Origin of the sequence: Pseudoalteromonas sp. MMG022 (genome assembly GCF_021654245.1) — a bacterium.
Taxonomy (GTDB): domain Bacteria; phylum Pseudomonadota; class Gammaproteobacteria; order Enterobacterales; family Alteromonadaceae; genus Pseudoalteromonas; species Pseudoalteromonas amylolytica.
The window spans coordinates 46,419-61,139 of record NZ_JAKFZQ010000005.1 but is presented as its reverse complement, the minus strand read 5'-3'; the positions used below and the strand labels follow the sequence as shown (position 1 = coordinate 61,139).

Annotated in this window: 11 protein-coding genes; 5 read left to right on the top strand and 6 right to left on the bottom strand. The window is 43.7% G+C overall.

Going from position 1 to position 14,721, the window contains the following annotated elements; all coding sequences use genetic code 11:
* Positions 1-65: 65 nt before the first annotated feature.
* Complete coding sequence (locus L1070_RS06160; protein WP_237124870.1) at positions 66-1,499, bottom strand: serine hydrolase domain-containing protein; 1,434 nt, start codon at positions 1,497-1,499, stop codon at positions 66-68.
* Between the two features lie 129 nt (positions 1,500-1,628).
* Here L1070_RS06160 and L1070_RS06155 point away from each other — a divergent pair, with 129 nt between their 5' ends.
* Positions 1,629-3,725: a winged helix-turn-helix domain-containing protein gene (locus L1070_RS06155; RefSeq protein WP_237124869.1), complete on the top strand. Its 2,097-nt coding sequence runs from the start codon at positions 1,629-1,631 to the stop codon at positions 3,723-3,725.
* 51 nt (positions 3,726-3,776) lie between these two features.
* A complete protein-coding gene (locus L1070_RS06150) occupies positions 3,777-4,391 on the top strand; it encodes a LysE family transporter (protein WP_237124868.1) in 615 nt (204 codons plus the stop codon).
* 66 nt (positions 4,392-4,457) lie between these two features.
* On the opposite strand, the gene L1070_RS06145 is transcribed toward L1070_RS06150, so the two are convergent.
* The 5 genes from L1070_RS06145 to dapB form a co-directional block, all read right to left on the bottom strand.
* Positions 4,458-5,039 (bottom strand): rhomboid family intramembrane serine protease, encoded by a 582-nt coding sequence (locus L1070_RS06145; protein WP_237124867.1) that lies wholly within the window; start codon positions 5,037-5,039, stop codon positions 4,458-4,460.
* A 128-nt stretch (positions 5,040-5,167) separates the two neighbouring features.
* On the bottom strand, positions 5,168-5,644 hold the full coding sequence (gene greA, locus L1070_RS06140) for a transcription elongation factor GreA (protein ID WP_070984787.1): 477 nt from the start codon (positions 5,642-5,644) through the stop codon (positions 5,168-5,170).
* A gap of 45 nt (positions 5,645-5,689) precedes the next feature.
* Positions 5,690-8,908: a carbamoyl-phosphate synthase large subunit gene (gene carB, locus L1070_RS06135; RefSeq protein ID WP_237124866.1), complete on the bottom strand. Its 3,219-nt coding sequence runs from the start codon at positions 8,906-8,908 to the stop codon at positions 5,690-5,692.
* Positions 8,909-8,923: 15 nt separating this feature from the next.
* Positions 8,924-10,060, bottom strand: a complete 1,137-nt coding sequence (carA, locus tag L1070_RS06130) for a glutamine-hydrolyzing carbamoyl-phosphate synthase small subunit (RefSeq protein WP_070984783.1) — start codon at positions 10,058-10,060, stop codon at positions 8,924-8,926.
* A gap of 209 nt (positions 10,061-10,269) precedes the next feature.
* The gene (dapB, locus tag L1070_RS06125) at positions 10,270-11,073 is read right to left on the bottom strand and encodes a 4-hydroxy-tetrahydrodipicolinate reductase (RefSeq protein WP_237124865.1); all 804 of its coding nucleotides are present in this window, start codon (positions 11,071-11,073) and stop codon (positions 10,270-10,272) included.
* A 227-nt stretch (positions 11,074-11,300) separates the two neighbouring features.
* Here dapB and L1070_RS06120 point away from each other — a divergent pair, with 227 nt between their 5' ends.
* From L1070_RS06120 to L1070_RS06110, 3 genes are all read left to right on the top strand, one after another.
* Positions 11,301-12,608, top strand: a complete 1,308-nt coding sequence (locus L1070_RS06120) for a Na+/H+ antiporter NhaC family protein (protein WP_070984780.1) — start codon at positions 11,301-11,303, stop codon at positions 12,606-12,608.
* 82 nt (positions 12,609-12,690) lie between these two features.
* A complete protein-coding gene (locus tag L1070_RS06115) occupies positions 12,691-13,479 on the top strand; it encodes a nucleoside-binding protein (protein ID WP_237124864.1) in 789 nt (262 codons plus the stop codon).
* Between the two features lie 153 nt (positions 13,480-13,632).
* Positions 13,633-14,676, top strand: a complete 1,044-nt coding sequence (locus L1070_RS06110; protein ID WP_237124863.1) for a hypothetical protein — start codon at positions 13,633-13,635, stop codon at positions 14,674-14,676.
* The last annotated feature ends 45 nt before the right edge of the window (positions 14,677-14,721 follow it).

The following is a 14,721-nucleotide window of genomic DNA, read 5'->3' as shown; positions in this document are numbered from 1 at the left end:
ACTTCAGGTATAAGCTGAATACTCACGCATGCGTCATGTATGACTGTCAGTGCTCCCCTTTCCTTTTAGAGTTTTTGGATCAGCTCATTCACTGCAAAAACAATGGGTTCGCCCGCAGCATCACTATTGCCAAGTACCGCGAGTATATAACCCTTATCACGATAAATGTTTAACTGCGCACTGGTCCCTAAGTAACTTCCATTATGACCAATCACTTGATTTCCAACGTCACCTCGTACTGAGAAACCATAGCCATAATACGGTGAGTGCAACTGTGGTTTAGCAGATGTGGCTTCGACTGTGAGCTCTGAGTTTAGTAACTGATGATTAATTAAAGCCAAGGCAAAGTGATGTAAGTCACTGACCGTAGAGTACCCACCGCCAGCCGGTCCACCTTTTACGCCTTGCATCATAAAGTTCTCGGTGAGAGTTTTGGTTTCTGTAGAATACCAATAGTTTCTTGCAGTATTCTTGATTGGTACGTCAAGATCGAAACTACCACTATTTGTCATACCTGCTTTTTTATAAACATGCTGTTCTATAAAATCGTAATAACTCTGTTTAGACACCACTTCAATTACATGGCCTAACATACGCATGCCGGTGCTACTGTACTGCCAGCGACTCCCAGGCTCAAAATTAAGCTTTATCCCTTTGTACAAAGGTAGAGAATCTTTAAGCGAACGCATCTTCGATTGTTGATTATTCGTATCAGGTATTGCTCCCAACCCCGATGTATGAGTGAGCAATTGCTTTATTGTTATGTTATCAAAGTGCCCTTCACCAAAGTATTTCCTGTCTAAATACTGAGTGAGCTTATCGTTTACCGACAACTTTTCTGCTTCGACCAATTGCATAATGGCCACACTCGTAAACATTTTGTTCAATGAGCCAATTTGGAATTTAGTGTCGATGTTATTTTTAACGTCATATCGCCTTGATGCTAAACCATGTGCCTTTTGAAACAACACCTTGTCACCCTTTGCAAGCATTACCGTGCCTGAAAAAGCCTCGTTTTTTGCAAGGTGGTCGGTTAGCTTTTCTAATGTACTAAGCAGTGCTTCTTCAGAATTTGATTGTGCTGAAAATTGGCCTAAACCGGAGGGTCGTATATACCAACCCGAGATTTTCGACTTGTCATCTAACATGATCACTAAAGAATACTCTAAAGCGGTATTTTGTGATAAAACATCGCCTGTCAGTCTAATCTGCTGATCTCGTTCTGTTCGCGTAACCTGCTTCAAACTCAGGGTATGATGCAACAAAGCCATATTCATTGTATAGCCTATATATCGCTCTCTTCCCGAGCCCTGCCAGCGCGATAAACTCTCCTGTGAAAAATGGCTGTCAACATAGCGAGTGATCGTCTCTAAGCTGTTAGTATTTAGCGTGCTAATAAATTGTTTAACTAACTGCTCGTCTTGGTTTATGGTTGTACTATCTTGTGCAAACGTTTTTACACTCAAAAAGAGCAATGACCATATCAGTAAGTAACGCATCTTGTTTTATTCCTTCTGTCTTTATATTTGATAAAAGCGAGTTAACTTGGCCTATGTAATAACGTTAAAAATGAATTTCAGCGATGAATTAGCACTTAAAAAACAATTAAGAAATAATTAAGAATAAAAATGAGCAGTAATAACAATCAGTTAGAGAAAGCATTGGGTGGCAATGCATTTACTAGTACATTTTGCATCAACCAAATACGGGTCCAGCCACGCCCTGGTGAAATCATCGTTAATGGTATTACCCATGTACTCGAACCAAAAGTCATGGCCTTGCTTATTACTTTATGTGAACACGCCAACACTATTATAAGTGCTGAAGCTCTATTTGAACGTGTGTGGCCTCGCTCTGTTTACAGTCCCAATTCTGTTAGGCGCAATATCGCGCTACTACGTAAACTGTTGTGTGATGAAGATAAGTCGCTTATCAAAACACATCCAAAGCGAGGCTATAGCTTACAAGCGCAAGTGACATTCTCAGCTGAACACTCCCCCCCGGCTGTCACCGAAACAAACGCTGAAAAATCAAAACACACCGACTTCAAGCCAATAGTAGCAATAGCATTCACCATTATTTGCCTCCTAAGTACATTGCTGTATTTTTGGTATCTTGATAGCAATGACACTAACGAAGTCAGTGTGTTGACCAACCTAAAGCCAATCACCTCAAGCAACGCGCTAGAACATTACATGCGGGTAAGCCCCGATGCCAGTTATATGGCGGTAGTGACTAGTAGTTCAGACAAAAGTCAAGAAAAGCATATTGTTATTCGAGATCTAAAACACAATACCACATGGCAAGTAAGTACAATTTCACAACCGTACCGCTACCTTGCATGGCGCAACAACCACACGCTCATCTATTCAAGCTTTAATGGAAGCAGTGTCGAGTTTGGTCAAATCGAACTGAATGATATGCGTCAAACTTTACTTCAAACAAGCTTATTCGAACGCCACGATATTGACTGGAGCAGTCCGCTGTTCATTGATAAAGCAAATAACCTATTGTACTTGGCAAATCAGAATGCATCTGAACATAGTCGTAATGTATCGCTTTACAAGCACAACCTCATGTCTGGAGAAGTCACAACGCTACTCCCTCCTAACGATGAGTTTAAACCCTATAAAATAAGCCTATCAGAGGATGAAAATACGCTCGCTATGGTAGGGTTCAATACCCAATCAAAATCCATTGTGAAGCTGTTTGACCTTAATACATTAGAGCAAAGAACCGTTGCACAGCTTAACCACGATTGGTACTTTTTAACATGGCATAGCAGCAAAAGCTCGCTGCTACTGAGCAACGGTAGTCAACTTTCAGCGCTAACACTCGACGGCCAATGGTCTATGCTTACGTATAGTAACTATCATTTTTTACAGTATATTCAATTGGTTAAAAGCAAGCTCTATTTCATTGAAAACCGAATTGACGAAGACTTATATCTCGCAAAGCGACACGCCCCTGCAAACGTCAAAACAATCGCTAACTCCAATGGTGTAGATTGGGGAGCATCGCTATCGCCCGATGAAACAAAAGTCGCCTATATTTCAACACGCAATGGCTATGCACAGCTATTTTTAAAACATTTAGACTCAGATACACAGACACTTATTTTCGAAAACAGTGCCAAAGAGCTGGCCATCGCCCCTCCTATTTGGCATAGTAATCAAAGTCTTATCAGTGCACTTAATAACCGTCCTTTTTTACTCGAACTAACCAATAACAAGGTTAGCGTTAAGTGGTTGGAAAATATAATTGGTGTGCCGCTTGCACGATTAAATAATAGCGATACCATTATTTATGCTGATAAGTCTGCTCAAGGCGACACGTTATTTGCATACAACCTGACTAGCTCGAAGCGTAAAGCACTCAATGTCCATTTACAAAATCGTCAGCTGGTTGTAACTGACAAGAATCAGCTCATTATCAGCGCAAACAATACGATTCAAAATATCAGCACCAAAACTGAGATAATGAATGCTGAGAGCGCAAATATACACTTGTACGCCTCCCCATCTGGTATGTTTTTTAGAACTAGAAACGCCAATGGCTACCACTTGGGCCGTTATGATTATCAAAGTGGAAAAATACAGAGCACACACGCACTGAATGCGCTATGTAAACAACACTGTGACCAGTTAATCGGAATATCGGATAGTTACTATTTATTAGCAGAAAAACAAAGGCAATCTGATATCTTGTCATTAGATATTAACTAAACATATTTGGCGCATGATTGTGATGTGCTTACATGTAATAAGGAGTTCTTAGTGACGCTTGATACTTATCTCGCTTTATTTAGTGCAATGTTTATCGTTGCCATCGCTCCAGGCCCTGCCGTATTTGCCATCAGTAGTACCGCTATGGTTGGTGGGTTTCGTCGCGGCGCATTTATGACAGTGGGTATTTTGTGTGCTGACTATATTTTTATCTTATTTGCGGTATCTGGACTGTCACATCTTGCACAGTTGATGGGGAGCACTTTTATTGCAGTAAAGTATCTGTGTGCGGCCTATTTAATTTGGATTGGCGCAAAGTTACTTTTATCAAAACCCAACGCGTCCAATATGAACATGCTCCCCAAAACAAGCAAGCTTGATGTACTTTCAGGTTTTTTAATCACCATGAGTAATCCTAAGGCGATTCTGTTTTACCTCGCGCTATTTCCTGCATTTGTAAGCTTTGAGGACATCACAAACTATGATCTTTTGGGCATGCTTGTCTGTGCCACTTTAGCGTTTGGCTCCGTAAACTTAGGGTACTCTTACCTCTTTTCAAAAGCGAAAACAAAGGTGTTAAGTTCACACAAACGCCAAGGCATGTTTAACAAATTGGCTGGTGCCGTTTTGTCTGTAACAGGCATTGTTATAGTCGTTAGAAATTAATGGCGTTAAAAACTTATTGAATGGCACCACAAAGCGGCTTATCTATGTTGCCAGCAGCTGTTTTAGCTAACTCACTGCCCTTTTAGTAGGCCTCCCTACGCCTCTAAACAGATAAGCCGCAACACAGCCACTGATAAAACCAAATATATGACTCGAAGCACTGGTGCTTTCATCAAATGAGAATAGTGTACCAACCAAGCTGATTTGAAAATATTGTGTGATAGCAAGCAGCGCCAGCGCAATAACAAAGCTCCATACATTTCGCCGAAAGATAGCGCTTCCCATGATGAAGCCAAAGTAGCCCATTACAACCCCTGATGCACCAATGTGAATTGCAAAGCTGGCGAATAGCCAAACGAGTATACCGGTGAGTATAAATATCACCACCGTGGAGCGCTTAAAACATGGCAATTGACTCGCCAAATAACCACTAATTAATAAACCAAATGTGTTGCCTATTAGATGTTGCCAATCGCCATGAATGAATGGATAGGTGATAATTCCATACAACCGTGAGGTATCCCAAGGTACAAGTCCATATTGGCTAAATGCGATACCGGTGACGCTCGCCATTAGATGCACACTCCACATCACTACTAACATAGCTACAACCAACTTGAAATTGCTTAATGAGAACTGCTTTTTCATAGCCACCCTTATAGTTTTCTCTACCCTATTCTATGCACAGCAATAATGCGAATACCAGATATCTCGTTATGGAGCCAATAAAAAACCGGGCATAAGCCCGGTTTTTTAGGTTCTAAACTTGAATTCAGTTAGATATATTCAACTTCGATGATTTCGTACTCAACAGTACCATTTGGTGTTTGAATATTAGCTGTATCATCTAACTCTTTACCAATTAAGCCACGCGCAATCGGTGAGTTAACCGAGATAAGGTTGCTTTTGATATCAGCTTCATCATCGCCCACGATACGGTATTTAACTTCTTCATCGGTTTCAACGTTACAAATAGTGACTGTGGCACCAAAAATAACTTTGCCGTTATTTTCAATCTTAGTAACGTCAATTACTTGAGAAGTCGAAAGCTTAGCTTCAATCTCTTGAATACGGCCTTCACAAAAACCTTGCTGTTCACGCGCTGCGTGATATTCAGCATTTTCCTTTAAGTCTCCGTGTTCGCGTGCTTCCGCGATATCGGCAACAATTTTTGGGCGAACCACCGATTTTAAATGGTTAAGTTCTTCACGAAGCAACTGCTCGCCTCGTACTGTCATCGGAATTGATTGCATAAGTATCTCACTTAATACCAGGGCCGTCAGACCCTGGTTTAGTCCTTAGTTCAATCGTTGGTGTAGCTCTTGTACAGAATTTACTGTGTTTCTGTCATCTGCAGCGTGTGCAGAGCAGTTAGCAAATGCTGCATTAAGCGTGGTGGTGTAATTTGTCTTATGTTGCAATGCACCACGACGTAACACCTTCGAGTCTTCGATCGCTTGGCGACCTTCAGTGGTATTTACTATGTAGCTGTACTCACCATTTTTGATTCTATCAAGAATGTGAGGGCGACCTTCGTATACCTTGTTCACGCGACGTACTTCAATGCCTGCCTCTTCAAGTGCTTTGGCGGTACCATTCGTTGCATCTAGCTCAAAACCAATTTCTTTCATGATTTTAGCCAGTTCAACAACACGTGACTTATCGCTGTTACGCACAGATAGTAGCGCGCGACCACCGCGTGGTAAAGCATTACCAGCGCCTAATTGTGCTTTTGCAAACGCTTCGGCGAAGTTTTCACCAACACCCATTACTTCACCTGTTGAACGCATCTCAGGACCACGAAGTGGGTCAACGCCTTGGAACTTAGCAAATGGCAATACCACTTCTTTTACGCTGTAATATGGTGGAATAACTTCGCTGGTAACACCTTGGATTGCTAATGATTGGCCAGCCATACAGCGTGCCGCAACTTTCGCCAGAGCAATGCCCGTCGCCTTAGATACAAACGGTACAGTACGCGCTGCACGAGGGTTCACCTCGATAAGATAAACTTGACCATCTTTGACAGCAAACTGGGTATTCATCAGACCGATAACTCCAAGTTCAAGCGCCATATCCGTCACTTGCTTGCGCATTACGTCCTGAATTTCTGATGATAGCGTATGAGCTGGAAGCGAACACGCCGAGTCACCTGAGTGAACGCCTGCTTGCTCAATGTGCTCCATGATACCACCGATGATCACTTGCTCACCGTCACAGATTGCGTCTACGTCTACTTCGATTGCGTCATCAAGGAAACGGTCAAGTAACACTGGCGCTTCGTTTGAAGCTGACACTGCTTCTGTCATATAACGACGTAAGTCATCTTCGTCATATACGATTTCCATAGCACGACCACCCAATACATATGATGGGCGAACAACTAGTGGGAAGCCAATCTCTTGAGATTTTGCTACCGCTTCTTCAAGTGATGTTACTGTTGCGTTTTCGGGCTGAAGTAGGTTCAAACGTTCAACCATTTGCTGGAAGCGCTCGCGGTCTTCAGCACGGTCAATTGCATCTGGCGAAGTACCAATGATTGGAACCCCATTTGCTTCAAGTGCACGAGCCAGTTTAAGTGGTGTTTGACCACCGTACTGTACTATTACACCTTTTGGCTTTTCAACGCGTACGATTTCCAGCACGTCTTCAAGTGTGATTGGTTCGAAGAACAAACGATCAGAAGTATCATAGTCCGTCGATACTGTTTCAGGGTTACAGTTTACCATGATGGTTTCGTAACCGTCTTCACGCATTGCCAGTGCCGCGTGTACACAGCAGTAATCAAACTCAATACCTTGGCCGATACGGTTTGGACCACCGCCGATAACCATAATTTTATCTTTGTCTGATGGATTCGCTTCACACTCTTCGTCATACGTAGAGTACATGTAAGCTGTGTCTGAACTAAACTCCGCCGCACAAGTATCAACACGCTTATAAACTGGCACGATGTTAAGCTGGTGGCGCTTTTTACGAATTTCTTTTTCAGATACGCCTGCGATTTCCGCAATACGTGCATCAGCAAAGCCTTTGCGCTTTAAGCGACGTAAGAAATCTTTGTTCAAGCCAGCCAAGCCCACTTCTGCGATTGTCGCTTCATCTTTAATGATGTCTTCAATCTGTACCAAGTACCAGCGGTCAATTTTAGTAAGCTCAAACACATCTTCCACGCTCATGCCGTGACGCATCGCATCAGCAACATACCAAATGCGCTCTGCGCCTGGCTCGCGTAGTTCACGAATAATGGTTTCTTTTGCCTTAGGGTCATCCAGTGCAACAATCGGGTTGAAGCCCGTAGCACCCACTTCTAAGCCACGTAAGGCTTTGTGCAATGACTCTTGTTGGTTACGACCAATGGCCATCACCTCACCCACAGACTTCATCTGTGTGGTTAAGCGGTCATTTGCACCGGCGAATTTTTCGAAGTTAAAGCGTGGGATCTTAGTCACAACATAGTCAATTGACGGTTCAAATGAAGCTGGTGTTGCCCCACCCGTGATGTCGTTTTGTAACTCATCTAGTGTGTAGCCAACCGCGAGCTTCGCTGCAATCTTAGCGATAGGGAAGCCTGTCGCTTTAGACGCAAGTGCCGAAGAGCGAGATACACGTGGGTTCATCTCGATGATAACCATACGACCATCATCTGGATTTACACCAAACTGAACGTTTGAACCACCCGTTTCAACACCGATTTCACGCAATACCGCCATCGAGGCGTTACGCATGATTTGGTATTCTTTGTCCGTCAACGTTTGCGCTGGCGCAACCGTGATTGAATCACCAGTGTGAACACCCATAGGGTCAAAGTTTTCGATTGAACAGACGATGATACAGTTGTCGTTTTTGTCACGAACAACTTCCATCTCATACTCTTTCCAACCAATTAAGCTTTCGTCGATTAACAACTCGCTTGTTGGTGAAAGATCTAGACCTCGTGTACAGATTTCGTCGAACTCTTCTTGGTTGTACGCAACACCACCACCGGTGCCACCCATAGTGAATGACGGACGAATAATACATGGGAAACCAATTCGAGATAGCACGTCATGCGCTTCTTCCATTGAGTGGGCAATTTCTGCACGTGGACACTCAAGGCCGATATTTTTCATCGCTGCGTCAAAACGCTCACGGTTTTCAGCTTTGTCGATGGCATCAGCTGTTGCACCAATCAACTCAACGCCGTGTTTAGCCAATACACCGTGCTTATCTAAATCAAGCGCACAGTTCAATGCTGTTTGACCACCCATTGTTGGCAATACCGCATCTGGCTTTTCTTTTTCGATGATTTTCTCTACCACTTCCCAATGAATTGGTTCGATGTACGTGGCATCGGCCATTTCTGGGTCGGTCATGATAGTTGCTGGGTTTGAGTTTACGAGAATAACTCGATAGCCTTCTTCTCTTAGCGCTTTACAAGCTTGCGCGCCCGAGTAGTCAAACTCACACGCCTGACCAATCACAATTGGGCCTGCGCCTAAGATAAGAATGCTTTTTATATCAGTACGTTTTGGCATTGTTACTCCGCTCTCTTAAGCTTTGTGGGCTTGCATTAGGTCAATGAAATGGTCAAACAACGGTGCCGCATCATGCGGGCCTGGGCTTGCTTCAGGGTGGCCCTGAAAGCTAAACGCTGGCTTGTCTGTACGGTGAATACCCTGCAATGTACCATCAAACAGTGATACGTGAGTGGCGCGTAATGTCTCTGGCAAGCTTGCCTCATCGGCCGCAAAGCCGTGGTTTTGCGCAGTGATCATGACCACATTACGGTCTAAGTCTTTAACTGGATGGTTACCACCGTGGTGACCAAACTTCATTTTTACTGTTTTTGCGCCTGATGCAAGCGCCAGTAATTGGTGACCTAAACAGATACCAAAGATAGGCGTATTGGTTTCTAAAAATGCCTTTATAGCTTCAATAGCGTAAGTACATGGCTCAGGGTCGCCAGGACCATTTGAAAGGAATATACCGTCTGGATTAAGTGCCAACACGTCTGCAGCGGAGGTTTCTGCAGGCACTACGGTTAATTTACAGCCACGGTCAACTAACATGCGCAAGATGTTTTTCTTAACGCCGAAGTCATAAGCAACTACGTGAAATCTTTCTTCTTCTGCCGATAGACTCTTGTAACCCTCGCCAAGTGTCCAACTTGACTCTTTCCAAGTGTACTGCTCTTTAGTACACACCACTTTGGCCAAATCCATGCCCTTCAAACCTGGGAACGCTTTTGCAGCTTCTAATGCTTGATTCTCATCAAGCGAGTCACCTGCAATGATACAGCCATTCTGTGCGCCCTTATCACGTAAGATACGTGTCAGTTTACGAGTGTCTATATCAGCAATTCCTAGAATATTACGAGCTTTCAAATAATCGCTTAACGATTGCTCATTGCGGAAATTACTGGCTAGTAAAGGCAAATCACGGATCACTAGGCCTTTGGCCCAGATCTGGTCCGCTTCTTCGTCTTCACTGTTAGTACCGGTATTACCGATGTGCGGGTAAGTCAGCGTTACGATTTGTTCCGCGTAAGACGGGTCAGTCAAAATTTCTTGATAACCAGTCATAGACGTATTGAATACTACTTCACCGACTGACATACCGTCAGCACCGATAGCAGTACCGCGAAACACTGTGCCGTCTTCTAGGACTAACAGGGCGGATTTAGTCAAGTTAACCTCCTAATGGTAAAAAACGGGAGCAAGCTACAACGCTTTTCATCCCGTTCACAAAGCGCTTGGTAACACGCAGTTATTAATTTTTGGCAAATTCGTTATAGTCTACAGCAATTTCATAGATTCGTCTAACCCAAGAGACAAAAACATTAAAAATATCGCTTTTTATAAAAAAAATTCACGAAAGCGCTAAAAAAGTATGTTTACTACTTCAATCCGAGTACATCTTGCATGTCATAAAGTCCATTTGGTTTATTTCTCAACCACTTCGCAGCCCTTACCGCACCAGACGCAAAGGTCAGACGAGATGTCGCTTTATGAGTTAATTCAAGCCTTTCACCCATAGTTGCGAAATAAGCTGTATGTTCACCTACTATATCTCCGGCTCTGAGCACCGAATAGCCTATCTCATTTTGAGATTTGGCCTGTTCTATCGCAGTGCGGTCATAGCGTGCTACCTGCTCATGATCCCAGCCTTTCGCCTCAGCAATAGCCTCACCGATTGCCAGTGCTGTACCAGACGGCGCATCTATTTTATTTCTGTGGTGTGCTTCAAAAATTTCAATATCCATTTCATCCGCTAACTTAGCGGCGGCCGTTTGCACCAGATCCAATAATAAGGTCACACCCACGCTAAAATTGCGAGCAAAAACGATTGGAATGTGCTGTGCTGCGTCCTTTAATAACGCCATATCTTCTGGTGTTAAACCTGTCGTTCCGATAACCATAGGTAATTTATTTGCAATCGCCAGCTGCAAATGACGTTTCATACCTTCAGGTAAAGTAAAGTCGATAAGTACATTAGCATCAGTGTGCGTTACTAAGTCTTCATCGGTGAAAAGTAACGTTTCTGACGCACATGGCTGCTTACTTTTGACCGAGGCGCCGAGCAACTCAGAGCCAGAACGTACCGCTGCGGCAGCTATATCAGTGTCATTTGCTTGCGTACACGCCTCTACTAGCGCCAAACCCATACGGCCATTGGCACCAAAAATTCCAATTTTATCCATGTCTTAACTCTATCTGAAAGGTTAGCTAATTGTCTTAGGCTATAGAGTTTATCAATTCTCTATGCCATAGTCAGTGAAAGAACAATAATAACAGAATACCGTGGACTTTGGACGTCTAAATGTATAAACTTCCAGCTTTCGCCGATTTACTTATTGCGGGCGTTTGAAGTTTAAATACAGCTAATAAAGGATCTCTGGCTGTGGTATTGATTTATTTGGGGAGCACAATGCAGCCAAACACTCTACATGCGAAGCTATCGCTATTACCCTTACTCGTTTTTGTCGGGCTTTTTCTCGGTGCAGGATTATACCTTCAATCTCAGGGGGTTGATTATGCGTTTTATCAGCTACCAGCACCTGTTGCCATCTTGCCTGCGATCGTGATCGCTTTTTTAATTAATAGAGGTAGCATCAATAATAGTGTCGAAACCTTTATCAAAGGCGCTGGACACAACAACATCATCACTATGTGTTTAATTTATCTACTTGCAGGTGCCTTTTCGGCCGTTGCCAGTGCAACAGGTGGTGTTGATGCAGTCGTTAATGCGGGTTTATCATTGATCCCAGCGGCTTTCTTGCTGCCGGGCCTATTCTTGATCTCCGCTGTGGTTTCCACTGCCATGGGAACCTCAATGGGCACCATAGGGGCTATTGGTCCGATAGCTTATGCAGTATCACTGAAAACGGGTATTGATCCTGCTCTGATGGCAGGCACAATTGTCTCTGGCGCTATGTTTGGCGACAACTTATCCATTATTTCAGACACAACAATTGCGGCAACACGCACGCAAGGCTGTGAAATGAAAGACAAATTTAGAGAAAACCTGAAGATAGCCTTGCCTGCCGCGCTACTCACTGTATTGCTTTTGGTTTTTCTGACCCCAGAACCACAAGCAGTTGAAGCCAAACCTTTTGATTGGCTACTGGTGTTGCCATACATTTTTATTCTGGTACTGGCTGTTGGCGGATTAAACGTTTTTGTTGTGCTATTCAGTGGTATCGTGTTCGCGGCCGCGATGGGCTTTACCGGTGACTATCAAGCTGGAAGCTTTGCCAAAGACGTGTACAAAGGCTTCAGTGATATGCAAGAGATTTTCTTACTATCAATGTTTATTGGTGGTTTGTCAGAGTTTATTCGCATTAACGGTGGTTTGGATTATCTGGCGCTAAAAATTCAGAAATTAACCGCTATTATAGCTAAATGGCATCGAAAAGTTGCTGATCAACTCGGTATTGCCGCACTGGTTCTCGTTAGTAACTTATGTATTGCCAATAACACCGTCAGTATTATCGTAGCAGGCCCCGTCGCTAAAAAGCTGGCAGATGACGGTAATATCAGCGCAAAGCGCTCAGCAAGCTTATTGGATATTTTTGCCTGTGTGATGCAAGGATCACTACCTTATGGCGCACAAGCTTTGTTACTGGGTGCAACGTTTAAAATCAGCCCATGGGATGTATCAAGCTCGTCATTCTACTGTTTTATACTCGCCTTTACCGCCATTGCCGTTATCTGCTTACGCAGAAACAAAGCCTAACACCTTTTTATATAAATGCGCTCCGACTGTGAGCGCTTTGTCTATAATTCATACGATACCACTTCAAGAATCTGGAATATCTATGAATTATAGAGCTTTACTCTGTGTCCTCGGTTTAATTATATTTTCATTCCCCTGTGTAACCTACGCAGCAAAGTGGAGCAAAACACAAATTCACCTGAATCGCGGCGAGCTCATCAACCCATTTAATAAGCAAGAATCTATAACCGACATCATCTCTTTGCAACACGTATCCGGTCATAATTTCGGGGAGGTATTCTTTTTCATTGATCATCTAGACGATGACCACACGGACGGCTTCAATGACAGTGATATTTATTCCGAGGCCTATATCACGTTCAGTACTCAGGCTTTGTTTAACGCAAGCTATGACTTTTGGCGTTTGAAAGATGTGGGTTTGGTGATGGGCATAAATGCCGGTGATGACCCAAAGGTGATGAAATACTTGCCAGGTATTAAACTCAGCTGGGACATTCCTGGATTTAACTTTTTCACCACCACCTTCACCGGATATTTTGACGATAACGCAGGACTTGCCAAACATGGTGCCCCTCAGACCAATAACTCCTTTATGCTCGATTTGGCATGGGGGTATCCATACCAACTTGGGTCCCAGAAATTCTATTTCACCGGTCATGCAGAATACATCGGCTCTAGACGCGATGAAATAGGAAGATACGTGAATGACTGGATACTCGCGCAAATGGCATTTCAATGGGACCTAGGAAGTGCGCTGGGCCACAAAAGCGACACCCTGATGCTCGGTATTGAATGGCAGATTTGGCGCAATAAGCTGGGCACATCTGTCAATGAATCATCCCCGCAACTACATGTGGTATGGACATTCTAATTGGCGTCTAAAACCCCAAGAAAGGCCTGTAATCACCAGTAATGTTAAATGACCACGTTTTGTACTTTAATTGGAGTACCCACTACTGCCACTGAGCTTTACCACGTGATGTACAGTAGGCATAACCCATAAGCTAAGCCTAAGGAGAAGCAAATGTCTCATGTTATCGTCAAAGCCGTACGCTGCCAAAATGCAGAAACATTGAGTGAGTATAGAGCAAGTCAAATGAAAGAAGCGCGCTGGAAAAACGTCACTCAAGGCATATCTGACAAAGATTTAGATAGCAACTTTGAGTTTTTAAATGGCGCTGTTTTAAATCGCGATGCCGGTGGCGAAATATTGCTGACCACGACAGGCTTGTTTGGGCCAATACGTTCAGGAACACTCGTACATCTCGATGCCAATGCTCATAATCAGGTGATTCAAAGTGAGCGCGCACCATCAGATGAGCAAGATACACTCATCACTCATTTAAACAACCTTCACAATGAATACACGCACCGCCCACCTTCACGCGAACATGCATTATTGGTTAATGGCTTTTGGAGTGCAGCGGTTGACGGTGCGGGTATTACAGGCCTTGATGGCTCAGCAAATGTGTTTGGCAGCACTGGCCAGTTGATTTGTGATGTGGATGAATTGTGCTTTCCTTTACTGCGCTATGGTGACAGTAGAGAATCTCAAGAACATTACGAAAGAACACTTGCCTACTATGGTGGTAAGCTACTAAAACCGCATGAAGAATTTGCGCTTGGCTTCAATCAGGATCTTTGGGGCATCCAGTATGACCAAAAATTGCCACAGTATGTGACTGAGTACCAGTTTGGGCCAACTAAAGGCGGTGGTTTATTTGTAGAGCATCACCCTTTCCCACACATCTGGTTACCTGCTCAGGGCAAAGACCCTGTATTTGGACGCCATACAACTTCGCACATTTTACTGGGTAGAAGAGTCGATACTCAGCAAGAGGATAACTACTTTAGAACAGTGACCACCGAGCAGTACCACTTCAGCATGTTTGAGATCCCACTCAACGGCAGTGCACTGGCCATTCGCCCTCAATGCATTCACAACGATAGCTTTACCGATGGGGCACAAACGGTATTTTTAGCTAATACTGCTGCTAATACCGTTGCACTACGCCACAGTGCGCCAATCAATAGAATGTTTGCAGGTGATATGTCATTTCACAACTAATCTAAGCTGCCTGTTTTGGGCAAGTTGTTAATCATGCGGCAACCA